Origin of the sequence: Exiguobacterium sp. s64 (assembly GCF_018618035.1) — a bacterium.
Lineage (GTDB): Bacteria > Bacillota > Bacilli > Exiguobacteriales > Exiguobacteriaceae > Exiguobacterium > Exiguobacterium mexicanum_A.
In genome coordinates this window covers 1-23,189 of sequence record NZ_JACSLH010000003.1, presented here as the reverse complement: position 1 = coordinate 23,189, position 23,189 = coordinate 1, and the positions used below count along the sequence as shown (strand labels likewise).

Genomic DNA, 23,189 nt, shown 5'->3' with positions numbered 1-23,189 from the left:
CTGTACGTTGCCCACAAAAAAAGCCCCTTTCTCCGCGAGAAAGAGGCACAGCCAAAATGGTTGTTCCTCTCATCTGTCAGACATTCGTCTGGTGGATGTAGCACCGTGCCTAATGGTCGGTTGCTGCGGCGTCATCGGGCCAATTCCCTCTGCCAACTCGCGATAAGAGTGGTTTATTCGATTCGGTGAACTTATGTGATGAATATTACGGACTCGACGTCACAATTGTCAACGTCCTTTTCTCCGTGCCACTCGTCTTTTTTTTGTGCATATATGGAAACAACTTCCCAAAATATTTTTTTTGGAAAAAAAGGAATTGACGACGTGACGAATCTGTGTAAAAATTCAATTAAATTTCACAACTTCAAATCACATTCTTATCAAGAGCAGACGGAGGGACGAGCCCGATGATGTCGCAGCAACCGACCAGAGATGGCACGGTGCTAATTCTTGCAGCGAAAGCTGAGAGATAAGAGTTCATTTTTTATGATGACCTCTTGCCTCGGCATGGGGTCATTTTTTGTTTGCCTGGAAGGAGGAACCATATGAGTATCACTGCCACATATGAAATCAAACGGACGGATGCGGTCGCAAGCATTGCCGACAAAATCGCCCTCGAGCTGACCGTCGGCACATGGACTGAGCTGCGTCATTTAGAGCAAGAGCAGTTACAGGCGTACCGGGGTGAGGTCGTATCGACCACCCATACGGAGACGACGAGCCGGTTCACGATCCGCTATCCGTTACATAATGTCAGCCCTGACTTTTCATCCATCTTGACGACGACGTTCGGGAAACTATCCCTCGACGATTCGATTCGGTTAATCGATTTGACGTTGCCCGAAACGCTCGCCCCTCATTTCAAAGGCGCCAAGTTCGGCGTCGACGGGATTCGCGAGTTGCTCGGTGTCCATGACCGTCCGCTCGTCATGAGCATCTTCAAAGGCGTCATCGGGCGTGACCTCGCGTTTCTCGAGCAGCAACTCCGCGATCAGTTCGCCGGCGGCATCGATATCGTCAAAGACGACGAGATTTTATACGACAATCCGCTCACGCCGTCGCTCGAACGGGCCCGGATCGGAGCGGCCGTCATTCAAGCGCACTTTGAGGCGACCGGGAAACGTGTCCTCTACGCCATCACGCTGAGCGGCCCTGTGTTCGGTCTTCGCGACCAGGCGCTCCGGCTGATCGAGGCCGGTGCGACGGCGCTCCTATTCAACGTCTATACGTACAGTCTTGACGCACTGCGCGAACTTGCGAACGACCCAGACATCCGTGTGCCGATTTTGGCCCACCCGGCCTTTGCCGGCGCCTTGACCGGGTCCATCAGTCATTCGCTCTTACTCGGTAAACTCCCACGTCTCGCCGGGGCCGATTTGACGCTCTTCCCGTCTCCATACGGTTCGCTCGCGACACCACGGGACGAGGCGTTCGCGATTCGTGACTTGAGCGCCGAACCGCATTGGTCGAAACCAATTTTACCGGTCCCGTCAGCCGGGATTCATCCGGGGCTTGTCGCCGATATCATTCGTGATTTCGGGACGGAGGTCGTCATCAACGCCGGCGGTGGCATTCATGGTCACCCGGACGGTGCAGCCGCCGGGGCCCGTGCTTTCCGCCAAGCCATCACTCACGTCCTCGGTCCCACCGAAGGACAGACGGACGAACTCGATACCGCGTTAAAGGCGTGGGCGTCACGATGACGGTCCACATCCTGTGCGACTTCGATGGGACGATCACGGCGGAAGACAATATCATCGCGTTGATGAAGGCATTCGCCCCGCCGGCTTGGGTCGAGTTGAAAGATGCGGTGCTCGAACAACGGATTTCCATTCGCTCCGGTGTCGGTCAAATGTTTCAACTATTGCCGAGCGAGGCCGCCCCGGCTTACCACGATTATTTGTTGGAGCGGATCACGCTCCGCCAAGGGTTCCCATCATTTTTAGAACAGGTTCGGGCGCACGGTTGGAAGTTTGACGTCGTCAGCGGCGGGATGGACTTCTTCGTCCAGCCGGTCTTAGATGGTCACGTCGCCCCTGAGCACATCTACTGTAACGTCGCCGACTTCTCCGACGAGACGGTAACCGTCACGTGGCCGCACGCTTGTGACGAACAGTGTACGAACGATTGCGGCTGTTGCAAGCCGACGATTGCCCGCCGTATCGTCAATCCGAGTGACCGCTTAATCATCATCGGCGACTCGGTGACCGACTTCGAGGTCGCGAAGCGTGCCGACTTCGTCTACGCCCGGGGTCAACTCATCACGCTCTGCGAAGACGCAGGCATCCGTTACGCCCCGTTCGAGACGTTCGACGACATCACCCATCACTTGAAGGAGGTGGCCGTATGAGCCTTACGGCACGTTGGCTTGAACTGGCCGAGATTAAAGACGAACTCGCCGCCCGCGACTGGTTCCCCGGAACGAGTGGGAATTTGGCGATTCGCGTCTCTGACGACCCGCTCGAATTTCTCGTCACGGCGAGTGGACGCGATAAACGGAAACGAACGCCAGACGACTTTGTTCATGTCGATGCGGGCGGACGCTTAATCGGCGAACAGACAGGAAAACCATCCGCCGAGACGCTGCTACATGTCGAAGTGTTCAATCGGACGGATGCGACGTGTTCGCTCCATGTCCATACGGTCGACAATAATGTCATCTCCGAGCTCCATGCCGCCACCGGCGAAGTCGTCTTCACCGGTCAAGAAATCATCAAAGCGCTCGGCTTCTGGGACGAGGATGCGGTCGTCCGCGTACCGATTATCGAGAACCATGCGGACATTCCGACTCTTGCGGCCGCTTTCGCCCCTCACATTCACGCAAACGCCGGTGCCGTCCTCATTCGCAATCACGGCATCACCGTCTGGGGCGAGACCCCGGCCGCGGCCAAACGCTATTTAGAGGCTTACGAGTTCTTGTTCAGCTATACATTAAAACTACGCGCCCTAGGCGTCCATTCATAAGGAGGAACCAACCATGGCAACTGTCTATTTCCAACAAACCGAAGAGCGTTACGTCGATCAAACTGAAGTGAGCGCCTTTTTAGAGTCTCGCGGGATTTTATATGAGCAGTGGGACATCACGAAGCTACCGGAAAACCTGCAAGAGAACTATCAGTTGACGGACGAGGACAAACAAGCGATCTTGTCGACGTTCCGTGACGAGATTCGTGATGTATCGGAGCGCCGCGGCTATGAGACGGCAGACGTCATCTCATTGTCAGACGCGACGCCGAACTTGGACGAATTGCTCGTCAACTTCCAAAAGGAGCACCATCATACGGATGACGAGGTCCGCTTCATCGTCAGCGGCCATGGCATCTTCGCCATCGATGACGCCGAGCGTGGCTACTTCAACATCGAGCTCAACCCCGGCGACCTCATCTCGGTGCCGGTGAACACGCGCCACTACTTCACGCTCCAAGACGACCGCAAAGTCGTCGCCGTCCGCATCTTCGTGACGACAGAGGGCTGGGTGCCGATTTACGAGAAACAAGACGTGAAGGCATAAAAATAGGTCTCTCGCATTTGTGCGAGAGACCATTTTTTTAATGTTTGGCAGCGGCTGTCGGTTTTGAAGAGAACCAACCCCATACCGCGATCCCGACCATGACCGACCAGAAGAACACGGTCCACGCCGTCGAGTGGACGAAGCCGTCCGGAAGACCCATGAACGCGAACGGTGTACCGGCAATCAATTCCTTGAAGCCAGGGTGTTCAAGGACGAGCACCGTCAACTTCACACCGACCCAGCCGACGATGATGAAGGCGGCTGTCTCAAGTGTCGGACGTTGATGCAACAGCTTGACGAAAATTCGAGCAGCGAAACGCATCAAGATGACCCCGATGAGTCCACCTGTCAAGACGACGAAGAACTGACCAGAGTCGATCCCACCGATTTCACCGAGACCGAGCGGCGGCAAGCTGACCGCGAGCGCGACCGCTGCGAGAATCGAATCGACCGCGAAGGCGATATCAGCAAACTCGACTTTCGCAACCGTCAACCAGAACTCTTTCTTCGTGACCGGCTTCTCTGTGACAGCCGTCTCTTCTTTCGCCTCAGCAGCGAGATCTTGTTTCGGCTCCGTTTTACGAGCCTTATAGGTCATATACAGATGTCGTGCGCTCATTCCGATCAAGTAAAGCGCACCGAGCGCCTGGACTTGCCAGACGTTGATCAAGAATGAGATCAAGAACAAGGCGATGAAGCGGAAAACGAACGCTCCAAGTAATCCGTAAAATAGTGCCTTCTTCTGTTCTGTCCGCGGCAAGTGCTTGACCATGACCGCCAAGACGAGCGCGTTGTCTGCAGAAAGTAGCCCCTCGAGACCGACGAGTACGACGATGATCCAGGCGTACTGCAGAATTAACTGCCAATCCATTAAAAACATCCCCTTTTTTGTTGTGTTCCTTCATATTTAACAGTGATCTATTTTTTAAGTTCACAGGAACATTTTATTCCCGATTCATATCGAAATCAATCTTCTTTTCTTCAATTGCTGAAGTTTTTTTATTTATGAGGACATGCAAAGTGTTACTTCTACTGTTATTTTGCGATGATTTTAACCGTTATCTTGCACTTAAAAGTGTGTGTTAGGTGACGAACGTTCGTAAAATGATTTGACACATTTACGAACGCTTGATAGATATGAAACCTATTCTTAAGACTTTAACTTAGGGACTTTTCCAGACCGATGCAAGCGATTGAATGCCCTTCCGAATTTCTCCAACACTCAAAGCCCCGTATCCGATGATCACTCGGTCGGTGGATTTGGTTTCTTGATACATATGGGATACGGCATCAACTGCAATGCCAAGCGAATGCGCCCTTGCAATTGCTTCTCGTTCCGTTAAGAAGGCAGGTAATTGGACAATGATATGCAATCCAGCCTCATCTCCTCTAACAGAAAAATCTTCTCCTAAAAATTCATCTATCGCTTCAATCAAGCACTTTCTCTTTGAGCGGTAAAGGGTTCGCATTTTGGCGATGTGCTTCTCATATCTACCTGTCTTAATGAATTCTGCAACAACTAACTGATCGATTTTGGAAACAGTGGATTTCTGCAGTGCATTGAATGCTTCATATTCTTTCACTAAAGATAAGGGGAGGACAAGATAACTGATTCGAATAGAAGGCAGTAAGGTTTTTGAGAACGTACCAAAATAAATAACTTGATTTAAAGAGTCTAAATGAGCCAACGTTGGAATGGAGGCTCCTCGGTAACGGAATTCCGAATCATAATCATCTTCCACGATGTAACTGGAAGAAGCTTTTGCCCATGTCAACAACTCAAGGCGCCTGTTGATCGACATTATGGTGCCAAGTGGATATTGGTGAGCTGGAGTTGTATAAAGAAGTGTCACTGGCTGTTTCGGTACGGTACAGCCTTCAGAATCCAACCTTAGAGGTAAAACAGGTATGTTTAATTGGTGAAAAACCGCATTTGCCCGAATAAAGCCAGGTTCCTCGATTCCTACTTTAGAAGGAATGAGGAATTGACACAGACAACTTAATTGTTGTTGAGTACCACTGAAAACATAAATTTGTTTTGCATGGCAATGCAATCCTCGGGATCGGCGCAAATAGTTTGCAATTTCGTTCCGTAATTCCGGTTCCCCTTGCCAAGCACCATTCGCAATATGGGCAGGAGCCAGAAAATTTTGATACAGGCGGTTCCAAATTTTGTATGGAAATTCTGTTGGATCAACTTGTCCGTTTCTAAAATTTAAGGACTCTTCTTTTATCGTTGGCAGTAATTCTTCTTTTTGAAGGGCAGCTTTTTCTTGGAAGGGGACTTCAATCTCCCCTATAAAATAACCTTGTCTCTCTGTTGAATACAGGTAACCTTCACTCAGTAATTGGGCATATGCTTCCTGTACGGTAAATACACTGACATTCAATTGATTGGCTAATTCGCGTTTAGAGGGCATTCTTGAATGCGCTTTTAACTGTTGTTGTAGAATGAGCTGTTTGATGTGTTCATAAATGGCCATATATTTTGTGGTTCCCGATGGAAACGTTACTTGCAGTTCCACTCCAAACACTCCTTGGTATGTAAATTTTACTCCGAATTGGTTATGTTAAGCATACCAGAAATGAAGTGTAATGATAGAAAGGAGTGAGGGAAATGAAAACCTTAGAGAATGAAGTTGTCAAGCTAGTCCCGATGGAAATCAGTCATATAGAAGGAATCTGGGAGGCAGCGAATAACCATGAAATTTGGGAACATATGTCGGTGGATTTGACGGACAAAAGGAACGTTGAACAATATGTACAAGACGCTCAAAAAAAGAGAGCAGCTGGAACAGAGTTTGCTTTTGTGATTGTAGATATCGAGACAAAGAAGATCATTGGGGCCACCTGGTTTCTCGACATTTCCATGCCACACAAAAGACTAGAGATTGGTTCAACTTGGCTAAATCCCAAAAGTTGGCGAACGAACATCAACACCAATTGCAAGTTTTTACTGTTGACGTATTGTTTTGAAGAACTGGGATTGAATCGCGTTCAAATCAAGACAGGTCATGAAAACATCCGTTCACAACGCGCCATTGAAAGAATCGGAGCCATTAAAGAAGGGATTTTAAGGAACCACATGATTCGCAAAGAAGGAACAATTCGACATACCGTCATGTATAGTGTGACAAAAGAGGATTGGCCACAAGTCAAAGAACGCTTCCACAAGATACTAATAGATTAATAATTTATACCATATCTGTATTTGAGACCTATTTCAGTTTTGAGTTTGTAATCTAAGGATAAGGCGACCTATAAAGAGTAGTTTACATATCACGAGATTATCAGCAGTTCTCTAAAAACCAACAAAAAAAAGGAAGAGGAGAAGCTTTATAACCAGCTTTTCCTCTTCCTTTTTTCTCTAACATTACTTAGGATTCAATGCTTTATTGATGAATTGGTATAGCTCGCCATCTATTCCATGTTGCAGTTCGTTCCCTGGGTTTTCAGCGTGGAAACGCTCGGCTTGCTTACGGAAAGCCATATCGCCTTCGGAAAAGACATTCACGATGTCGTTCCATTTTTTCGCTAAATGCTGTACTTTTTCATCGGCGGGAGAAGTGCCTTTATCTTTTTCCAAACGAATTTCCATGATGAGAGCTTCAAATTCTTGTTCTGTATGCTTCAAGAACTGTTTGTCCGCATTTTCATAGCTGCTTTCCATGGTATCCAATTGCTGCTTCGAAAAGTATTTTTCCTTATTCATTTTCAGCGCCTCCATTAATTTAGTAAGTTCTGAAATCGAGAGGGTCCGATTGCTGTGTGCAGCCGATAACGCATTTTCCAACTCCGCTACTAGTTTTTGCTGAACCTCTATCTCTTTTTTGACTCGAGAAATTTGGGTTTGCAAAATCTCCGCAACGGTTTGTTCCTCCGGATTAGACAACAGAAGTTGTATTTCTTCTAACGACATTCCCATCTGCTTTAAGGACAAAATGGGCTGAAGACGGACCAAATCTGCTTTCGTGTAAAGCCGATGCCCTGACTCCGTATACTGAGAAGGTGAAAATAAACAGATTTGATCGTAATAGCGTAAAGTTCGAATCGTTAAACCCGCCAATTCTGCAACTTCTCCGACTTTCCAATATTCCTTCATTCGCTTAGCCTCCATTTAACAACATTTCTATTCACCAACTAAAAACGACAAATTCGAAGTTAGAGGAGTTGCTCCATCTCCTTTTGCTCAAACGTATAGGTTTTCCCGCAAATATGGCAAAAAGCTTCAATGCCTTCATTTTGATCCATGCTCCGTTTGATCTCCTCTTCACTCAAGGAATAAAGCATGCCATAAAACATTTCTTTGCTGCATCCGCAGAAAAATTGACTGGAGCTATGGCCGATAATTTTTGCATCCCCAAACAACTGGGTTAACGCTTCTTCGCTGTCACTCGCTTCTTCAGCGTTTAGTTTACTGAAAATATCTGGATTGGCTTTTACAATCATTTTCACTTCTGAAAGCAATTGTGGTGGTGCACCGGGAAGAAGTTGTGCATACAGTGCATGACTGGAAAGAAGGGAAGCTTCATTATCCAACTGAATGTCGGAATAAAGATAGGTCGGCGTCTGATCACTCTGCACAAAATAGTTGGCGATATCATCCGTGATATGTTGATTTGGCATATCGGTAATGCTGGTGAATTGATTCATCTCAGAACCCTTTATGACACGGATCATCCCAGAAGGTCCGATCAAATCTTGCATCGACTTTTCTTCTGTATCAGAAGATCTCAAAAGTTCATCGTTCAAGTATCCTCTGACATTTCCATTCGCTTCGGCTTCCGCAAAAATCTTATGGTGAGGGTTACTCAACGTTACCTGGATGCTCATGCGCTGGTTCCCTTTGAGCGTGCCAGAGAGTATGCTCATCGCTGATACCGTTTTACCCAACATGAGTTTAAGAGATTCAGGAAGTTCCTGGTTTAAGGCAAAGATGTCTCGAAGCAGCTGGGTATTATCAATAAAATATAAACGTATCTGCTCTTCGTAGATCAATGCCTTAACAATGGTATTTTCCACAATAATTCCTCCTTTTACAAAAGTAAGCTAGTTTCACTATAAGACATTACCTTACGTAAGGTTCAAGGGGTAAATACCATTTTTACAATATTTCTTTTTTAGTTAACATATGAGAGATTATTGGAAGCTTTTATAAAAAAGTTTATATTTCTAAAAACCAGTTTCTTTTTTAAGGTTACTGGTTTTTTAAAATTCTATTCAAAATTACTACTACTCTATTATTACTTACTTCTATAACCCATATAAAACTACTGATAGTTTTATATTGTAGGACGGTTTGTCAAATAAAACGCAAAATATAATTTGAAGTAACAATGCAAAGCACGTTCAAAGCATGTTCAGAGAGCAAAATGGTACCCGGTCGATGTACATTTCGTGATAAAATCCTAACAAGAACGAGTGGCAGTCATTTGCCCTCTCAAAAAAGGAGAATCCGATTATGTCTACAAGCCATGTCGCTTTACCTACTAAAGCAGAACGACATAAATTATTTGGTTCGGTCCCGCCCATCAAAGGCACGAAACCAACTGAAAAAGATAAAATGGTCGATCTACAAAACACACCAAAAAACTTTTTGTTCGCGCTTGACAGCGTCGGCATCTCAAACGTCAAACACCCAGTCAACATCGAGACGCCAGACGGCATCCAAGCGACGGTCGCCACGTTCGAGTTGACGACTTCGCTCGTCCAAGACCGTAAAGGCATCAACATGTCACGTCTGACAGAACAGCTCGACGCGTACCACACGCAAGGCTGGACGTTATCGAACCGCTCGCTCATCGAGTTCGCGCAAGAACTCGCCGAGCGCATGGAACAGACGGAAGGTCAATTGACGGTCCGTTACCCATGGTTCTTCAGCCGGAAAGCCCCGGCCACAGGTCTCAGCGGTCTCATGAATGCGGACGTCATGCACAACGTGACGTACAACCTCGAGACAGGGATGGCAAGCGTGACGGTTGGTCTCGTCATCAACGTGACAACGCTCTGCCCATGCTCGAAAGAAATCAGCGAGTACAGCGCCCACAACCAACGCGGCTACATCACGATTGAAGCCGGTCTCGATGAAGCATCGCTCGACGGTTTCGACTGGCGTCTCGCGCTCCTTGAGGCAGCTGAGTCGAACGCATCGGCCCCGCTTCACCCTGTCTTGAAACGTCCGGATGAGAAGCGTGCCACGGAAATCGCCTACGAGAACCCGCGTTTCGTCGAAGACATGGTCCGCTTGATCGCGGCTGACTTGTATGAAATGAAACAAGTCGTCAACTTCTTCGTCGAATGCCGCAACGAAGAGTCGATTCATCAGCACGATGCGATTGCCTCAATCACATTCGATAAGCGCGATAACTAAAAACGAGTGAAGCCTGTGCGGGCTTCACTCATTTTTTATAGACTTTGGACGAGCTGAATCGTCAACATCATGACGATGACGACGAGCCAGACAGCCCAGACGAGCCTCCATTTATCGCCATCGACTCGTTTGACGAACGTATAGACGGTCAAATAGAGTGCGATTAACAGCGGGATGACGACCCATGGATTGTCGAGCATCACGCCTCGATATCGCCGTCCCACGCGAGCATGCCGCCTTCGACGTTGACGACCTTATAGCCTTCCGACTCCAAATAGTCGCATGCCGTCACACTGCGGCCGCCTGAGCGGCAGATGACGTGATAAACGTTATCTTTCGCGAGCTTGTCCGTGACGCCAGGAAATTCAGACAGCGGATAGAGCGGCACGTGCGGGATATGGCCCGCGTCGTACTCGTCTTGTTCGCGCACGTCAATGATATGGAGCGTTTCGCCGTTCTCAAGCTTTTCCCGTAATTCAGTTGCATGGATGTTTTGCATGGTAGTTCCCCCTTAATAGTGTTGTCCCCTACTAGTTTACCTCAGTTTTCGATCAAGCAAACTCCAATTGATTGTCGTGTTTTCATCACAATAGAAGCCTTCGAGTTCGCACCGCTCGACCACCTGCTCGACCCAAGCTCGGCTGCCACAAATCAACGTGAAATGGCTATCCCAAGGCGGTACGATGAGCCAATCATGTTGATGTCCGAAGAACGTCCGATGCCGCATCCCCCACGTATCGGAGGTTAGCGTCTCCCGAATGTTGATGAGATGCCGTTCCGTGCAGAACTCGTCTCCGCTCCACATCCACTCTTCTCCCATCCCAAGCAGTGCTCGTAACACCTGATTCTCTAAAAGATTCGACAGCTCTCCTTCGCCTGGTGGAAGTACGTTCTCGCGATTGCAAAATTCGATGATTCGATTCGCACCTTCTCGATCTTCGGCATGCGGTTTCAGCGCCGCAATCATCGTCCGGAGCGCGTGATCGATGCGTTTGATGTCATCGAAATCAAGTCGGCGACACATATCTGCCCATGTGATGGCCCGAAATTGCTGTTCGACCTCGTTTTTATCCAACTCGACATAACGGTCAACCGCGGTCGGGTCGTCTTTCGGGACCAGAAACGGATGAAACACGACGAATACTGTTTCGAACACCCCTTTGTAATACGTTTTGATCGGATAATCATCCCCGCCACCGAACATGGCGTACCGATGCCCTTCCGGCAATGTGATGATGCCTTCCTCTTCATCCATTTCCTCGCCCCCTTTTCCAATAGTTTACAATGGGCATACAAAAAAAGCATCCTCCGCTCAGGAAGGATGCTTGCGACTTACGCTTCGTTACGCTCGTCGATCGCTTGTGCCGCTGTGATGAGCGTCAATTTATAGACGTCCTCTTCGTTACAGCCACGCGACAAGTCGTTGACCGGCTTGTTGAGACCTTGAAGGATTGGTCCGATCGCTTCGAATCCGCCGAAACGTTGAACCATCTTGTAGCCGATGTTTCCGGCTTCGAGGCTTGGGAAGACGAAGACGTTCGCATTTCCGGCTACTTCAGAGCCTGGTGCTTTCTTCGCCGCCACGCTCGGTACGAACGCCGCATCGAATTGAAGTTCGCCGTCGATTGGAAGGTTTGGCGCCTTCTCTTTGGCGAGACGTGTCGCTTCGATGACTTTTTCTGTCTCTGGCGACTTCGCTGATCCTTTTGTCGAGAAGCTGAGGAGCGCGACTTGCGGCTCGATGCCGAACGTCTTCGCTGTCAACGCTGACAAGTAGGCGTTCTCGGCGAGGTCAGCCGCATCCGGTGCGATGTTGATGGCGCAGTCCGAGAAGACGTACTGCTCGTCGTCGCGTACCATGATGAAGACGCCTGACGTCTTTTTGATGCCCGGTTGCATCTTGATGATTTGAAGGGCCGGACGAACCGTGTCGGCTGTCGCGTGCATCGCGCCTGAGACGAGACCTTCTGCTTTACCCGTGTGGACGAGCATCGTACCGAAGTAGTTCACGTCTGACGACAACAATTCACGTGCCTGTTCCGGTGTCGCTTTACCTTTGCGGCGCTCAACGAACGATTCGACGAGTGTATCGATGTCTTCGTACGTCGCTGGGTCGTATTGCGTCAAACCTGAGATGTCAAAGCCGTGCTTCGAAGCGACCGCTTCGAGTTCAGCTTTTGGTCCGATGACGATCGGTTCAACCATGCCATCATTTTTCAAACGGACAGCGGCACCGAGGACGCGCTCATCGATCCCTTCTGGGAAGACGATGGTCGGGCGAATCGGGCTGACTTTTTGTTTCAACGTGTCAAATAGTTTCATAGTGAATGAACTCCTTTTCGATTAGAAGAAATCGGATTTTTTCTCTCTCGGACGCTCTCGTCCATATGCGAGTTTTATTATACACAGTACGATTTTTAAAATAAACTATTCTGCCCATTTCGTCATAAATCGCTTGAAATCAATCATTATATGAATAGAACAGTTTACCATTTCCGACTGATACAGCCCATCGTGAAGCCGTTTTCAAAAATCTTGCTCCCTATCTCTTTACCCCGCCCGGAGTGTGACTATCCTCACGGCGGCGTCAAATTTGCCAGACGGTCAAACGTGTATGGTAAAATAGTCAGCGAAGCCTAGTCTCGAAAGGAGTTTTTTTTAATGTCAGAACGTCCAGCACCGACAACCGAAACGCAACACGCAGCCGCCACGTTAGACGGTTGGTATACGCTCCATGATTTCCGCTCCATCGATTGGACTCGTTTAAAAGCAGTCGACCCAACCGCCCGTCAAGAAATGATTGACGAGTTCGTCGCCTTCCTCGGCTCACTCGAAGAGGTCGAGACACGCGGTGAAGGAAGCCATGCCTTTTACTCGATCCTTGGTCAAAAGGCGGACGTCGTCTTGATGGTCCTTCGTCCGACGTTCAAAGAGCTCGAGCAAGTCGAACTCGCTCTTCGGAAGACGAAATTGTACGATTACATGATTCCAAGCTATTCATACGTGTCTGTCATCGAACTCGGCATGTACCGTGGTTCAGGAGACGGTGACCCGTACGAGAACCCTCACATTCGGGCCCGCCTCTATCCGACACTCCCGAAAGCGGCCCACATCTGCTTCTACCCGATGAGCAAGGCTCGTCGCGACGGGGACAACTGGTACACGTTGTCGATGGATGAGCGCAAAGACCTCATGTATCGCCACAGCATGATCGGCCGCAGCTACGCCGGCAAGATTCAACAGTTCATCGGCGGTTCGACCGGTTTTGACGGTTGGGAGTGGGGCGTCACCTTGTTTGCGGAAGACTCGCTCCAATTCAAAAAGATCGTCTATGAGATGCGTTTTGATGAAGTCAGTGCCAAATATGGCGAGTTCGGCGACTTTTATGTCGGGAACATCCTTCCAAAAGAAGAACTCGGCACATTCCTCGGGTAATCGAGGTTTACGCTATCATGCCCTCGGGAATCATTGTTGTAGAAGCAACATAACAATGATCAATGAGGTGAACAACGATGCGCGTGTTCAAGGAATCAGATCGAGACACGGCGAAACGTTTAGATTCGTTCATCGAACGAATGGCACCGACGGCAGAACTAGTCCAACTTCGATTTGAACAGCAATTACAACATACACAGCGAAAGGGTCAGGCAAAAGCCTGACCCTTTCTTCTGTCTTTATTTAGTCGTGACCGTCAAGGCGTCCCCGAGGAATGTCGCGAGTTCGAGCATACCGTACTGCCCTGCTTTCGCTTCGGCGTCCGAGTTGTAGTTCGTGTTCGTGTTGACGTCATACGCGTACACGTTTCCATCCTCGTCTTCGATGATTTCAATTCCAGCAACGGCAATGTGATTGTTCTTCAGAAACGCCTCTAGCTGCTTGATAATCGGGTCGTCGAAACCAGAGACGATCTCGAACTTCGCCGGTGGCGTCTCGCCGACCGGGCAAAACTGGTCTTCAATCGAGCAGGCGTCGGCCGGGCAGAGTTCGAAGCCGTCTGACGTATCGACTCGTACCGCGTAAACGAACTTGCCCCCGATGAACTCACAGCGTGTGATGAACGGTTTTGGTGCCTCGATATATTGTTGGATGAGCGTAATCCCGTCAATCGATTCCTCGAACGTCGGTCCGTTCACGTATGCCTTCAACGCATCAACGGAATGAAACAACTGAACCCCGAGCCCTTTACCGGCCCGGTTGTGTTTCGTGATGAACGGCGTCATCCCGAGCTTCTCGGCCGCCTCGATGATTTGGGCTTTCCCGACGGCCGCAATCGTCTTCGGCACCCGAATTCCCTCTTGGCGGAGCGCCGTATACTGATTGACCTTGCTCACTTCGAGCCGAATCGCGCGTGTGCCGTTGAAGACGGTCCGTCCGTTCGCCTCGAGCCAAGCGAGCACACCTTCTGTCAACTCCGGCGCGTACCGGTGCCCCCGTGTGTGCGACGAGGCACTCATCCGGTTATAGAAGACGCCCTCTGGCGGCTCGGCCGCGATGTCGATGATGCCTTGATCGAGATGCCACAGCTCATATGGAAGTGATAATTCCTCGAGTCGTCGGACGAGATGGTCCGTCCATTCGTTGTTTTCGTGGAGTACGTGAATTTTGGCCATGTGAATCCCCCTTTTGATTGTCCTTACTTTACCATATCCATATCCGATTATTCCAATCTGCATAATCGACAGTGCGTTGATTCTTACTTCATAACCATTTCATGGTATAATGAACTTAATAATACAATGCGACTATTAACGTGAAGAAGGAAGTGATGTGTTTGACCGCACCGATTTTGAGTACCGATTTTTTGATTCTTTTATTTGGTCTGCTCCTTGTCGCCGGCGTGTTAGCCACACGCGTATCGACGCGTTTCGGCTTACCTGCCCTGATTTTGTTTATGGGCATCGGCATGCTGATGGGCAGCGATATCACCGGGCTGATTTTCTTCGATGACACCAATCTCGCCCAAATGATTGGGGTCGCGGCCCTCGTCGTCATCTTGTTCGAAGGTGGCTTACAGACGAAATGGTCGTCGATCCGGAGCGTGCTCGCCCCGTCCGCTTCACTCGCCACGATTGGTGTGCTGTTGACGACCGGACTCATCGCTGTGGCCGTTCGTTTCGTATTTGGCTTCGACTGGGTGGAATCCTTCCTATTTGGCGCCATTATCGGCTCTACTGACGCGGCTGCTGTTTTCGCCGCCTTCAAAGGAAAGAATATCTCACCGAAAGTTGGTTCGACACTCGAAGCAGAGTCCGGCACGAATGACCCGATGGCGATGTTCTTGACGATTCTCGCCCTCGACTTCATGTTAAAACCCGACACGACGATTTGGGACGGTATTTGGATGTTCATCCTGCAAATCATTGTCGGCGCGTTCGTCGGTTACATGCTCGGAAACTTGTCCCGACTCATGCTCAACCATTTGCGTCTCGAGTCGAGTGGTCTGCATGCTGTCCTCATGATTTCGATGGCCTTTATGACGTATGGGGTCGCTGCTTACTTTGCCGGTAGCGGACTACTTGCCGTCTATCTCGCCGCGATGATTGTTGGGAATGCGCACACGGCCCATGAAGTGACAATCGTTCAATTCTCTGAGGCTTTGGCCTGGATCATGCAAATCATCATGTTCGTCATCCTCGGTCTGCTCGTCTTCCCGAGACAGTTGCTTGACCCCGAGCTCATCTGGAAAGGGTTATTGATTTCATTCATCCTGATGTTCATCGCCCGGCCGATTGCCGTCTATTTATCGACAATCAAGATGCAGTTTACCCACAAAGAAAAACTGTTTATCTCGTGGGCCGGACTGAAAGGCGCCGTGCCGATTGTCCTCGCTACGTTCCCGCTCATCGCAGGCATCGACAACGCCCAATTGATTTTCAACGCCGTCTTCTTCGTCGTCGTGACGAGTGCCTTGATTCAAGGAACGACATTAACACCGCTTGCGGCGAAACTCGATTTGCTCGGACCGGATAAAATTCGATCGCCCTATACGATCGCACTCGTCTCGAGCAAGCAATCGCAGCATCAGCTCGTCCCTTACGTAGCGACCGAGGAATCCTCGATGATTGGCAAGACGCTTGCTGATATCACCTTGCCACCGAACACGGTCGTGAATGCTATCGTCCGTCAAGACTATCTCATCCCACCGACGGGACAGACAAAAATCGAACCCGGTGACTTGTTGTACGTGCTCGCCTCGACGTATCGCCACGACCAACTCGACCGAAAATTCGGGGAGGACGGGTTAGAACGCGTCGAATTGTGACTCTCGTTTCTTCAATAAACTGTCACGTCGATTACGTTTATCCCTAGCTAAAAACGGACACAGTAAAAGTGACAACACTTCTACTCTGTCCGTTTTTTTGAAGGGGGAATTTGTATGTTCGATTTGACGCCATTTCGGAAGAATGAACTCGATCGATTGCGCAAAGACTTGTTTGGGGATGTCTTTGATCGGATGAATCATCTGTTCGACCCGAAAGACGGGGCGACGTCGTTCCTCGACTCGTTCAAACTCGACGTTCGGGACCAGGACGACCAATACGTCATCGAGGCCGAGATGCCAGGCATCAAAAAAGACAACATCCACATCCGCTACGACAAAGATTATCTCATCCTCTCGGTCGATCAACGTGAAGAGAAGGAAGAAGACAAGGACTACGTCTATCGGGAACGCCGCGTCACATCGATGCAACGTTCACTCTATCTGCCGAACGTGAAAGAAGACGCCATCAAAGCGAAACTGTCGGACGGCGTGCTCCACTTGACCGTACCGAAAGCCGATGACGGCTCGAGCACACGCACCATCGAAATCGAGGAATGAACAAGGATCGTGCCGAAGCACGATCCTTATTTTTTTACGCTGACCGTCCGTGCCGATGCAATCAACGCCGCCACGTCTTGTTCACGTCCGGCGTGGAGCGCCTCGACGATAAAACTACCGACGACGACCCCGTCACAGGCTGCCCCGAGCGTCCGAACCTGATCGGCGCGATGGACACCGAATCCGGCGAGCACCGGTACCGGTGACCGCTCCGTCAACGAACGCAAGTGGTCGAGTAACGCCTCCGGGAACACATCCGTTTTCCCGGTCGTCCCTTTGAGCGTCACCGCATAGACGAATCCTTCCGCCTGATCCAGAATCGTGTCGATGCGAGCCTGACTGCTCGTCAACGTGACGAGCGGTACGACCGCGACCTCGTGACGATCGATGCCGGCGAACAAATCGAGGCTCTCTTCAAACGGCAAATCGGGAATGATGACGCCGCTGACTCCAGACGCTGCCGCTCGCTCGAAGAAGCGCTCGACCCCGAACCGGAACACCGGATTCAAGTACGTCATCAGGACAATCGGGACCGAAAAACGACCCGTTCCTTCTATTAAACGGTCCAACACGTCCGTCAACGTCACCCCTTGTTCGAGGGCGCGCATTCCAGCTGCCTCAATGATGGGGCCGTCCGCTACCGGATCGGAAAACGGGATACCGAGCTCGATCGCCGTCGCACCCATCGCCTCCAACCGTTCGATCGTCGGGATCAAGCTGTCGAGACCGTCGTCCCCGGCCATAATGTACGGGACGAACGCCGTCCCTTCACTCCGCTGTCGAATCGCTTCATCTAATCGCATCATTGTGTCACCCTTTCTCGAATCGTATGAACATCCTTATCCCCGCGACCAGATAGACAGATGACGAGCACGTCATCCGCGTCCATCGTTTTGGCGAGCGTTTCCGCATAGGCGAGCGCATGCGATGACTCGAGTGCCGGGATGATCCCTTCTTGGCGACTGAGCGTCATGCAGGCCGCAAGTGCGTCTTCGTCCGTTACCGCCGCGTAGCGAACCCGCTCAATGTCTTTTAAGAAGCTGTGCTCTGGTCCGACACCCGGATAATCGAGCCCGGCCGAGATCGAGTGTGCTTCCTGGATTTGTCCGGCCGCGTCTTGCAAGACGTACATGAGCGACCCGTGGAGCACCCCGACCTCACCTTTCGTGAGCGTCGCCGCATGCTTGTCCGTATCGACGCCACTCCCTGCTGCCTCGACACCGTATAAGGCGACCGTTTCATCATTCAAGAACGGGTAGAACATGCCCATCGCGTTGCTCCCGCCACCGACACAAGCGACGACCGCGTCAGGGAGACGACCTGTCTTCTCGAGTACTTGGCGACGCGTCTCCGTCCCGATGACGCTTTGGAAATCGCGGACCATCGTCGGGAACGGGTGCGGTCCGAGCACCGACCCCATCACGTAATGCGTGTCATCGACGTGTTTGACCCAGTAACGGAGCGCCTCGTTGACGGCATCTTTCAGCGTTCGGCTCCCCGACTTGACGGGAACGACGGTCGCACCGAGTAGCTCCATCCGAAACACGTTCAATTCTTGACGTTCGACGTCGACCTCACCCATGAAAATCGTACATTCGAGATTGAGGAGCGCACATACCGTCGCCGTGGCGACACCATGCTGCCCGGCCCCTGTCTCGGCGACGACTTTTCGTTTGCCCATTCGTTTGGCGAGGAGTGCCTGACCGATTGTGTTGTTGATTTTATGAGCACCGGTATGGTTCAAATCTTCTCGTTTTAAATAGACGTTCGTCCCAAGACGGCGACTCATGTTCTCCGCATAATAGAGTGGCGTTTCCCGTCCTACATACTCACTGAGGAGATCGTTGAAGCGTTCCTGGAACTCAGGGTCTTGTTTCGCTTCCTCGTACGCCACTTCGAGCTCTTCGACCGCTTGCATGAGCGTCTCCGGTATATATTTCCCTCCATAGGGGCCGAACTTTCCGTTCACTGGTTGTGTATACATCGTGTTTCCTCCTTGGCGTGTCCGATGAACGCGCGAATTTTATCATGATCTTTCTGTCCATTCGTTTCCACACCGCTCGAGACGTCGACGCCGTCCGGTCGCATGGCGCGAATCGCCGCGCCGACATTGTCGACTGTCAATCCACCGGCGAGCCAAAACGTTCGCTCCGGACGTTCCAGCGTCTCCCAATCGAGCGCCTGCCCACTGCCCGGTGTCGGCGCGTCGAGTAAAATGATGTCGGCCTCCGACTGGTGGTGATCCGCTTCGATGAGCGGAAGCTCGAACTGACGGAACGCTTCAAGCGGACGCGTCCGACGGTGCAGTTGAATGTCGGTCAAACCACAAGCGACGGCAGCTTCGACTTCTTCAACTGTCGGGTCGAGAAACACGCCGACGACCCGAACTTCATTTGGAATCAACCGTCGCAACCGCTGCGCTGTCGCGATATCGATTTGGCGCGGGCTATCCGCAAACACGAACCCGATGGCGTCCGCTCCCGCCTCTACCGCCGTGACGACACTGGCCTCGGTCGTCAGTCCACATATTTTAACGAACATGACGTCAACTCCTCGATCAAGGCTGTCGGGTCGTCCTGTCGCATAAGCGCCTCTCCGACGAGAATCGACCGGGCCCCGGCTGTCTGTAACCGACGGGCCGCCTCTCCTGTGCTGACACCGCTCTCGCTGACGAACGCGACATCGGGATACTTCGTCATCAAATCGACCGATGTATCGAGCGATACCTCGAACGTCTTCAAGTTCCGATTATTGATGCCAATCAACACATCTCCGAGTTCGAGTGCCGTCTGGAGCTCGGCCTCATCGTGCACTTCGACGAGCACGTCGAGGCCGATTGATCGGGCATACGTCTTCAAGGCGTGGATTCGGCTCGGATGAAGCGCCGCGACGATTAACAGTGCTGCACTCGCCCCGGCCGCTTTGGCCCGGTCGAGTTGCCGTTCGTCGATGATGAAATCTTTACAGAGGACCGGGATTTCAACGGCGGCCGCGACATCGCGCAAGTCGTCGAACGAACCTTGAAAATACGTCTCGTCCGTCAAGACGGAAATCATTGTCGCTCCCGCCCGTTCATACGTCCGGGCTCGCTCCGCGACGTCCATTTCGCCGCGAATCAACCCTTTCGACGGAGAAGCCCGTTTAATCTCCGCGATGACATGAAACCCTTCCCCCATCAATCGCTGTAGCGAGATCGGTGTCGTCTTCGCCACCTCGATGTCTTCCATTTGATTAACCTCTTCGATTTTCGTTCCGATGATTTTCGTCAAGTAGCTCATGCGCCAACCTCCGTTCGTTGTAATTGTTTGAGTACGCGGATGGCGTGCCCTTCGTCGATGCTTGCCATTGCCACGGCGACGCCTTCGCGAAGCGTCTGGACCGTCCCGTACGTACAGAGGGCGAGTGCGGCGTTCAATAAGACGACGTCGCGCGTCGGTCCCTGCTCTCCGTTCAAGACGGCCAGGAGCGTCTCGGCATTCTCAGTCGGTGTCCCGCCTTGCAAGGCCGACAACGGCGCTCGCATCAATCCGACGTCGCGCGGGTCGACGGTGTAGCGGGCCACTTTGTCGCCGTTGAAGAACAAGACGTCGTTTCTGCCGGCGAGACTCGCTTCATCCAGCCCGCCTGCCCCATGGACGACCATGCCGCGCTCGACGCCGAGGTGGCGCATCGCCGTCGCCATCTTCTCGATGAGCGATGGATGGTACACGCCAATCAATTGCCGCTTTGGCTTGAGCGGGTTCGTCAACGGGCCGATTTGATTGAAGATGGTCGCCGTGGCAAGTCGTTTTCGGACCGGCATGACGTGCTTCATGACCGGATGGATGTGTTGGGCGAACAAGAAGCTCAAGTTCGTCCGCTCGAGGTCGGCGAGCATCGCCTCATGACTTTGGACGATCGGGATATTCAATGACTCGAGGACGTCGGCACTGCCTGACCGGCTCGACACGCTGCGATTCCCATGTTTGGCGACCGGGATATCGAGCCCCGCCAAGACGAACGCGACCGTCGAGCTGATATTGAACGTGTTCGCCCCGTCGCCGCCCGTGCCACAGACGTCGAGCACAGGAAGCGCCGTCTCGGGGAACGTTGCCGCCTCACGGATGTAATCAGCGAGTCCGGCCATCTCCTCGGCCGTCTCACCGCGCGCTTTCATGGCGAGTAACACCTCGGCGATTTGCGCTTCGTCGGCTTGGAACAGCTCGGCCGCCGCCCGTTTCATTTCATTCGTCGTCAATGGGTTCGTCAATAGTCGTGTTAACATGTCCGTTCCTCCTCAAGCATTTTGGGTATAAAAAAACTCCATACGACGTCTGTCGTATGGAGGACGGTATGGACCGCGGTGCCACCTCTCGTTGGATCGATTGATCCCACTTTCCGATGCTATCACATCGTATCCCGATAACGGAGGAAACCGTCATGACCTACTTGATTCAGCCATGCTCTCATGAGCCCATTCACGTAAGTGTCTCGGCCAGGATCCCACCACCCCCGGCTCTCTTGACGAGACTTGTTCACGCTACTCTTCTCAATCACTGATTTATGATGTATTGAAACGAAAAAGGGTTACCCGCCCTTCTCATAGCTTGCGCTATGAGAAGGACGAGTAACCCCGTGGTGCCACCTTCGTTGGTTCCGTAGAACCCACTTCACGGACAATCATCCGCTTTCCCATGGTAACGGTGGGTGACCCGCTAAAGCCTACTAAAAGTTTCGGTTTAGAGCTCGGAAGTCCATTCGCGACGTCCCGCATACTGATTCACACCAACCATCAGCTCTCTGTCATACGGGGACCGTCGTTACTTCTCTTCGTCGACGCCTTTATTCGTTTCAGTTAAGTTAACTCGTACTATACAGGGCAGGAAACTCCCTGTCAAACAAAAGCGTACAAAAAAACTTTGCTTCTATAGGTGCGGCCGAATCGATACCGCTTTTTACGATTTCGCGAGTTGACACCCGATTTTTTTGTCTGCTATAGTCGTCCCCAACAACACTTCACTCAACTAAAGGAGAATCAACTTTGGAAACTAGCAAATTAAAACGTGAACTGTCCACACGGCAGTTGACGATGATTTCGCTCGGTAGCGCCATCGGGACGGGCCTCTTCCTCGGAAGCGGGCTCGCCATCCAAACGGCAGGACCGAGCGTGCTCGTCAGTTACGCCATCGGGGCGTTCATCGTCCTCTTACTGATGGGCTGTCTCGCCGAGATGACGGTCGCCCATCCGACCTCAGGCTCATTCGGCACGATCGCCGAGCGATATGTCCATCCACTCGCCGGCTTTTTGGTCCGCTACTCGTACTGGGTCGCCAACGTCCTCGCCATCGGCGTCGAAGTGAGCGCGATCGCCATCTATATGCGCTACTGGTTCCCCGACGTGAACGGATTCGTCTGGGTCGCCGTATTCGGCGGTTTACTCATCTATGTGAACGCCCGGCACGTCCATACGTTCGGGACGACCGAATACTGGTTATCGTTCATCAAAGTGGCCGCCATCATCCTCTTCATCGTGCTCGGGGCAGCCACGCTGTTCGGTCAACCCGGTTCACCAATCGAATCGATCACGACCGGTGATGAAGGTTTCTTCGCCTTCGGGTTTTACGGGATGTGGGTGACGATTTTCATCTCCCTCTTCAGTTTCCTCGGGACCGAGCTCGTCGCCGTCACGGCCGGCGAAGCGAAAGACCCGGACCGCGCCGTCCCGAAAGCGCTACGTGCGACGGTATTCCGGTTGACGTTCTTTTATCTCGTCACAATCGCCATCATGCTCATGCTCATCCCTTGGCAGCAAGCCGGGATTGATCAAAGCCCATTCGTTCTCGTCATGCAGCAGTTCGACGTGCCTGGCGCAGCCGGCATTTTAAACTTTGTCATCTTGATCGCTGCGTTGTCAGCGATGAACGCTCAGCTCTATGCTTCAACGCGAATGATGTATTCCCTCGCCGAAGCTGGTGATGCTCCGCGTCTCTTTAAAAAAGTCAGCACTAGCGGGATTCCAATGCCCGCCTTGCTCGTCTCTACAGGCGGAATCATTCTCGCGGCGCTGCTTCAAGTGTTCATGGAATCGTCGTATCCGTTCCTCATGGGGATCTCGATGTTCGGAGCCATCTTCACATGGTTCATGGTATTCGTCTCGCACCTGTTCTTCCGCAAAAAGTGGACAGGACGCAAATTACCGGTCCGCATGATCGGTTACCCGTTCTTGCCGTTACTCGGTGCCGGACTATTGCTCAGCCTCATGATCACGACATGGTTCACCGACTTCAATATTCTGCTCAAGTTCGGGATTCCGTGGTTGGTCGGATTGACCGTCATCTATCTCGTGCGTGAGCACTTCCGCAAAGCGAACGAACAATTAAACGACATCGAACAAGCCAACTGAAACAAGCGCCTGTCCGCATGATATGCTCCCCAATAAGTAGACAGATGAAATAACAAATCTGTTTATCTGATTGGGGAGTGTTTTTTTATGACGAGAAGTCGACATA

The 23,189-nt window shown here is 51.3% G+C and carries 25 protein-coding genes, 2 riboswitches and 2 other annotated features; of the genes, 11 read left to right on the top strand and 14 right to left on the bottom strand.

Going from position 1 to position 23,189, the window contains the following annotated elements; translation table 11 throughout:
• Nucleotides 1-66 precede the first annotated feature (66 nt).
• Nucleotides 67-169: riboswitch (SAM riboswitch) on the bottom strand.
• A gap of 205 nt (nucleotides 170-374) precedes the next feature.
• Nucleotides 375-476: riboswitch (SAM riboswitch) on the top strand.
• A gap of 69 nt (nucleotides 477-545) precedes the next feature.
• From KNP64_RS06050 to KNP64_RS06035, 4 genes are read left to right on the top strand one after another with little or no spacing between them, the layout of a single operon-like run.
• Nucleotides 546-1,703: a 2,3-diketo-5-methylthiopentyl-1-phosphate enolase gene (locus tag KNP64_RS06050; RefSeq protein WP_214792135.1), complete on the top strand. Its 1,158-nt coding sequence runs from the start codon at nucleotides 546-548 to the stop codon at nucleotides 1,701-1,703.
• Nucleotides 1,700-2,350, top strand: coding sequence for a 2-hydroxy-3-keto-5-methylthiopentenyl-1-phosphate phosphatase (locus tag KNP64_RS06045; RefSeq protein WP_138858692.1), 651 nt, complete (start codon nucleotides 1,700-1,702; stop codon nucleotides 2,348-2,350). The genes KNP64_RS06050 and KNP64_RS06045 overlap by 4 nt, the downstream gene beginning before the upstream one ends.
• Nucleotides 2,347-2,964: a methylthioribulose 1-phosphate dehydratase gene (locus tag KNP64_RS06040; protein ID WP_128123584.1), complete on the top strand. Its 618-nt coding sequence runs from the start codon at nucleotides 2,347-2,349 to the stop codon at nucleotides 2,962-2,964. The genes KNP64_RS06045 and KNP64_RS06040 overlap by 4 nt, the downstream gene beginning before the upstream one ends.
• 13 nt (nucleotides 2,965-2,977) lie before the next feature.
• A complete protein-coding gene (locus KNP64_RS06035; RefSeq protein ID WP_138858691.1) occupies nucleotides 2,978-3,511 on the top strand; it encodes a 1,2-dihydroxy-3-keto-5-methylthiopentene dioxygenase in 534 nt (177 codons plus the stop codon).
• A gap of 37 nt (nucleotides 3,512-3,548) precedes the next feature.
• On the opposite strand, the gene KNP64_RS06030 is transcribed toward KNP64_RS06035, so the two are convergent.
• Nucleotides 3,549-4,382 (bottom strand): TerC family protein, encoded by an 834-nt coding sequence (locus KNP64_RS06030; protein ID WP_138858690.1) that lies wholly within the window; start codon nucleotides 4,380-4,382, stop codon nucleotides 3,549-3,551.
• A gap of 292 nt (nucleotides 4,383-4,674) precedes the next feature.
• Nucleotides 4,675-6,036 (bottom strand): MocR-like pyridoxine biosynthesis transcription factor PdxR, encoded by a 1,362-nt coding sequence (pdxR, locus tag KNP64_RS06025; protein ID WP_240731282.1) that lies wholly within the window; start codon nucleotides 6,034-6,036, stop codon nucleotides 4,675-4,677.
• Between the two features lie 92 nt (nucleotides 6,037-6,128).
• Between pdxR and KNP64_RS06020 the strand changes: the two genes are divergently transcribed.
• Entirely contained in the window at nucleotides 6,129-6,701 is a 573-nt protein-coding gene (locus KNP64_RS06020) for a GNAT family N-acetyltransferase (protein ID WP_214792133.1), read from the top strand.
• Nucleotides 6,702-6,884: 183 nt separating this feature from the next.
• Here the strand turns inward: KNP64_RS06020 and KNP64_RS06015 are convergent, their stop codons facing one another.
• Entirely contained in the window at nucleotides 6,885-7,613 is a 729-nt protein-coding gene (locus KNP64_RS06015; RefSeq protein WP_214792131.1) for a MerR family transcriptional regulator, read from the bottom strand.
• Nucleotides 7,614-7,672: 59 nt separating this feature from the next.
• Nucleotides 7,673-8,533 carry an Hsp33 family molecular chaperone HslO gene (locus KNP64_RS06010; protein WP_214764422.1) on the bottom strand — a complete coding sequence of 287 codons (861 nt, stop codon included), beginning with the start codon at nucleotides 8,531-8,533 and terminating at the stop codon, nucleotides 7,673-7,675.
• A 439-nt stretch (nucleotides 8,534-8,972) separates the two neighbouring features.
• Here KNP64_RS06010 and folE2 point away from each other — a divergent pair, with 439 nt between their 5' ends.
• The gene (folE2, locus tag KNP64_RS06005) at nucleotides 8,973-9,881 is read left to right on the top strand and encodes a GTP cyclohydrolase FolE2 (protein ID WP_021066012.1); all 909 of its coding nucleotides are present in this window, start codon (nucleotides 8,973-8,975) and stop codon (nucleotides 9,879-9,881) included.
• Nucleotides 9,882-9,916: 35 nt separating this feature from the next.
• On the opposite strand, the gene KNP64_RS06000 is transcribed toward folE2, so the two are convergent.
• From KNP64_RS06000 to pta, 4 genes are all read right to left on the bottom strand, one after another.
• Nucleotides 9,917-10,105, bottom strand: a complete 189-nt coding sequence (locus tag KNP64_RS06000; protein ID WP_214792494.1) for a hypothetical protein — start codon at nucleotides 10,103-10,105, stop codon at nucleotides 9,917-9,919.
• Nucleotides 10,081-10,380, bottom strand: coding sequence for a rhodanese-like domain-containing protein (locus KNP64_RS05995; RefSeq protein WP_021066010.1), 300 nt, complete (start codon nucleotides 10,378-10,380; stop codon nucleotides 10,081-10,083). The genes KNP64_RS06000 and KNP64_RS05995 overlap by 25 nt, the downstream gene beginning before the upstream one ends.
• Before the next feature lie 36 nt (nucleotides 10,381-10,416).
• Complete coding sequence (locus KNP64_RS05990) at nucleotides 10,417-11,136, bottom strand: DUF2711 family protein (RefSeq protein WP_214792129.1); 720 nt, start codon at nucleotides 11,134-11,136, stop codon at nucleotides 10,417-10,419.
• Between the two features lie 77 nt (nucleotides 11,137-11,213).
• On the bottom strand, nucleotides 11,214-12,203 hold the full coding sequence (gene pta, locus KNP64_RS05985; RefSeq protein ID WP_214792127.1) for a phosphate acetyltransferase: 990 nt from the start codon (nucleotides 12,201-12,203) through the stop codon (nucleotides 11,214-11,216).
• A gap of 339 nt (nucleotides 12,204-12,542) precedes the next feature.
• Between pta and hemQ the strand changes: the two genes are divergently transcribed.
• A complete protein-coding gene (gene hemQ, locus KNP64_RS05980) occupies nucleotides 12,543-13,316 on the top strand; it encodes a hydrogen peroxide-dependent heme synthase (protein ID WP_021066007.1) in 774 nt (257 codons plus the stop codon).
• A gap of 77 nt (nucleotides 13,317-13,393) precedes the next feature.
• On the top strand, nucleotides 13,394-13,540 hold the full coding sequence (locus tag KNP64_RS05975) for a hypothetical protein (protein WP_021066006.1): 147 nt from the start codon (nucleotides 13,394-13,396) through the stop codon (nucleotides 13,538-13,540).
• Nucleotides 13,541-13,555: 15 nt separating this feature from the next.
• On the opposite strand, the gene KNP64_RS05970 is transcribed toward KNP64_RS05975, so the two are convergent.
• Nucleotides 13,556-14,491 carry an ATP-grasp domain-containing protein gene (locus KNP64_RS05970; protein WP_138858683.1) on the bottom strand — a complete coding sequence of 312 codons (936 nt, stop codon included), beginning with the start codon at nucleotides 14,489-14,491 and terminating at the stop codon, nucleotides 13,556-13,558.
• Between the two features lie 155 nt (nucleotides 14,492-14,646).
• Here KNP64_RS05970 and KNP64_RS05965 point away from each other — a divergent pair, with 155 nt between their 5' ends.
• Nucleotides 14,647-16,143 (top strand): potassium/proton antiporter, encoded by a 1,497-nt coding sequence (locus KNP64_RS05965; protein ID WP_138858682.1) that lies wholly within the window; start codon nucleotides 14,647-14,649, stop codon nucleotides 16,141-16,143.
• A gap of 114 nt (nucleotides 16,144-16,257) precedes the next feature.
• The gene (locus KNP64_RS05960; protein WP_214792125.1) at nucleotides 16,258-16,701 is read left to right on the top strand and encodes an Hsp20/alpha crystallin family protein; all 444 of its coding nucleotides are present in this window, start codon (nucleotides 16,258-16,260) and stop codon (nucleotides 16,699-16,701) included.
• Between the two features lie 26 nt (nucleotides 16,702-16,727).
• On the opposite strand, the gene trpA is transcribed toward KNP64_RS05960, so the two are convergent.
• The 5 genes from trpA to trpD are packed head-to-tail and all read right to left on the bottom strand — an operon-like array spanning nucleotide 16,728 to nucleotide 20,965.
• A complete protein-coding gene (trpA, locus tag KNP64_RS05955; RefSeq protein ID WP_214792123.1) occupies nucleotides 16,728-17,504 on the bottom strand; it encodes a tryptophan synthase subunit alpha in 777 nt (258 codons plus the stop codon).
• Entirely contained in the window at nucleotides 17,504-18,685 is a 1,182-nt protein-coding gene (trpB, locus tag KNP64_RS05950; RefSeq protein ID WP_214792121.1) for a tryptophan synthase subunit beta, read from the bottom strand. The genes trpA and trpB overlap by 1 nt, the downstream gene beginning before the upstream one ends.
• A complete protein-coding gene (locus KNP64_RS05945) occupies nucleotides 18,667-19,242 on the bottom strand; it encodes a phosphoribosylanthranilate isomerase (RefSeq protein ID WP_214792119.1) in 576 nt (191 codons plus the stop codon). The genes trpB and KNP64_RS05945 overlap by 19 nt, the downstream gene beginning before the upstream one ends.
• Nucleotides 19,218-19,979 (bottom strand): indole-3-glycerol phosphate synthase TrpC, encoded by a 762-nt coding sequence (gene trpC / locus KNP64_RS05940; RefSeq protein ID WP_214792118.1) that lies wholly within the window; start codon nucleotides 19,977-19,979, stop codon nucleotides 19,218-19,220. The genes KNP64_RS05945 and trpC overlap by 25 nt, the downstream gene beginning before the upstream one ends.
• Complete coding sequence (trpD, locus tag KNP64_RS05935; RefSeq protein ID WP_214792116.1) at nucleotides 19,976-20,965, bottom strand: anthranilate phosphoribosyltransferase; 990 nt, start codon at nucleotides 20,963-20,965, stop codon at nucleotides 19,976-19,978. Before trpD ends, trpC begins: the two co-directional genes overlap by 4 nt.
• A gap of 56 nt (nucleotides 20,966-21,021) precedes the next feature.
• Nucleotides 21,022-21,246: a binding site (T-box leader), on the bottom strand.
• Nucleotides 21,247-21,296: 50 nt separating this feature from the next.
• Nucleotides 21,297-21,526: a binding site (T-box leader), on the bottom strand.
• A gap of 195 nt (nucleotides 21,527-21,721) precedes the next feature.
• On the opposite strand from trpD, the gene KNP64_RS05930 reads away from it, so the two are divergent.
• The gene (locus KNP64_RS05930) at nucleotides 21,722-23,083 is read left to right on the top strand and encodes an amino acid permease (protein ID WP_214792114.1); all 1,362 of its coding nucleotides are present in this window, start codon (nucleotides 21,722-21,724) and stop codon (nucleotides 23,081-23,083) included.
• Nucleotides 23,084-23,189 lie beyond the last annotated feature (106 nt).

Excerpts from the sequence above, each read along its gene's own strand:
- KNP64_RS06050 (WP_214792135.1), top strand. The coding sequence starts at position 546 with ATGAGTATCACTGCCACATATGAAATCAAACGGACGGATGCGGTCGCA.
- KNP64_RS06045 (WP_138858692.1), top strand. The coding sequence starts at position 1,700 with ATGACGGTCCACATCCTGTGCGACTTCGATGGGACGATCACGGCGGAA.
- KNP64_RS06040 (WP_128123584.1), top strand. The coding sequence starts at position 2,347 with ATGAGCCTTACGGCACGTTGGCTTGAACTGGCCGAGATTAAAGACGAA.
- KNP64_RS06035 (WP_138858691.1), top strand. The coding sequence starts at position 2,978 with ATGGCAACTGTCTATTTCCAACAAACCGAAGAGCGTTACGTCGATCAA.
- KNP64_RS06030 (WP_138858690.1), bottom strand. The coding sequence starts at position 4,382 with ATGGATTGGCAGTTAATTCTGCAGTACGCCTGGATCATCGTCGTACTC.
- KNP64_RS06020 (WP_214792133.1), top strand. The coding sequence starts at position 6,129 with ATGAAAACCTTAGAGAATGAAGTTGTCAAGCTAGTCCCGATGGAAATC.
- KNP64_RS06015 (WP_214792131.1), bottom strand. The coding sequence starts at position 7,613 with ATGAAGGAATATTGGAAAGTCGGAGAAGTTGCAGAATTGGCGGGTTTA.
- folE2 (WP_021066012.1), top strand. The coding sequence starts at position 8,973 with ATGTCTACAAGCCATGTCGCTTTACCTACTAAAGCAGAACGACATAAA.
- KNP64_RS05995 (WP_021066010.1), bottom strand. The coding sequence starts at position 10,380 with ATGCAAAACATCCATGCAACTGAATTACGGGAAAAGCTTGAGAACGGC.
- KNP64_RS05990 (WP_214792129.1), bottom strand. The coding sequence starts at position 11,136 with ATGGATGAAGAGGAAGGCATCATCACATTGCCGGAAGGGCATCGGTAC.
- pta (WP_214792127.1), bottom strand. The coding sequence starts at position 12,203 with ATGAAACTATTTGACACGTTGAAACAAAAAGTCAGCCCGATTCGCCCG.
- hemQ (WP_021066007.1), top strand. The coding sequence starts at position 12,543 with ATGTCAGAACGTCCAGCACCGACAACCGAAACGCAACACGCAGCCGCC.
- KNP64_RS05975 (WP_021066006.1), top strand. The coding sequence starts at position 13,394 with ATGCGCGTGTTCAAGGAATCAGATCGAGACACGGCGAAACGTTTAGAT.
- KNP64_RS05970 (WP_138858683.1), bottom strand. The coding sequence starts at position 14,491 with ATGGCCAAAATTCACGTACTCCACGAAAACAACGAATGGACGGACCAT.
- KNP64_RS05965 (WP_138858682.1), top strand. The coding sequence starts at position 14,647 with ATGTGTTTGACCGCACCGATTTTGAGTACCGATTTTTTGATTCTTTTA.
- KNP64_RS05960 (WP_214792125.1), top strand. The coding sequence starts at position 16,258 with ATGTTCGATTTGACGCCATTTCGGAAGAATGAACTCGATCGATTGCGC.
- trpA (WP_214792123.1), bottom strand. The coding sequence starts at position 17,504 with ATGCGATTAGATGAAGCGATTCGACAGCGGAGTGAAGGGACGGCGTTC.
- trpB (WP_214792121.1), bottom strand. The coding sequence starts at position 18,685 with ATGTATACACAACCAGTGAACGGAAAGTTCGGCCCCTATGGAGGGAAA.
- KNP64_RS05945 (WP_214792119.1), bottom strand. The coding sequence starts at position 19,242 with ATGTTCGTTAAAATATGTGGACTGACGACCGAGGCCAGTGTCGTCACG.
- trpC (WP_214792118.1), bottom strand. The coding sequence starts at position 19,979 with ATGAGCTACTTGACGAAAATCATCGGAACGAAAATCGAAGAGGTTAAT.
- trpD (WP_214792116.1), bottom strand. The coding sequence starts at position 20,965 with ATGTTAACACGACTATTGACGAACCCATTGACGACGAATGAAATGAAA.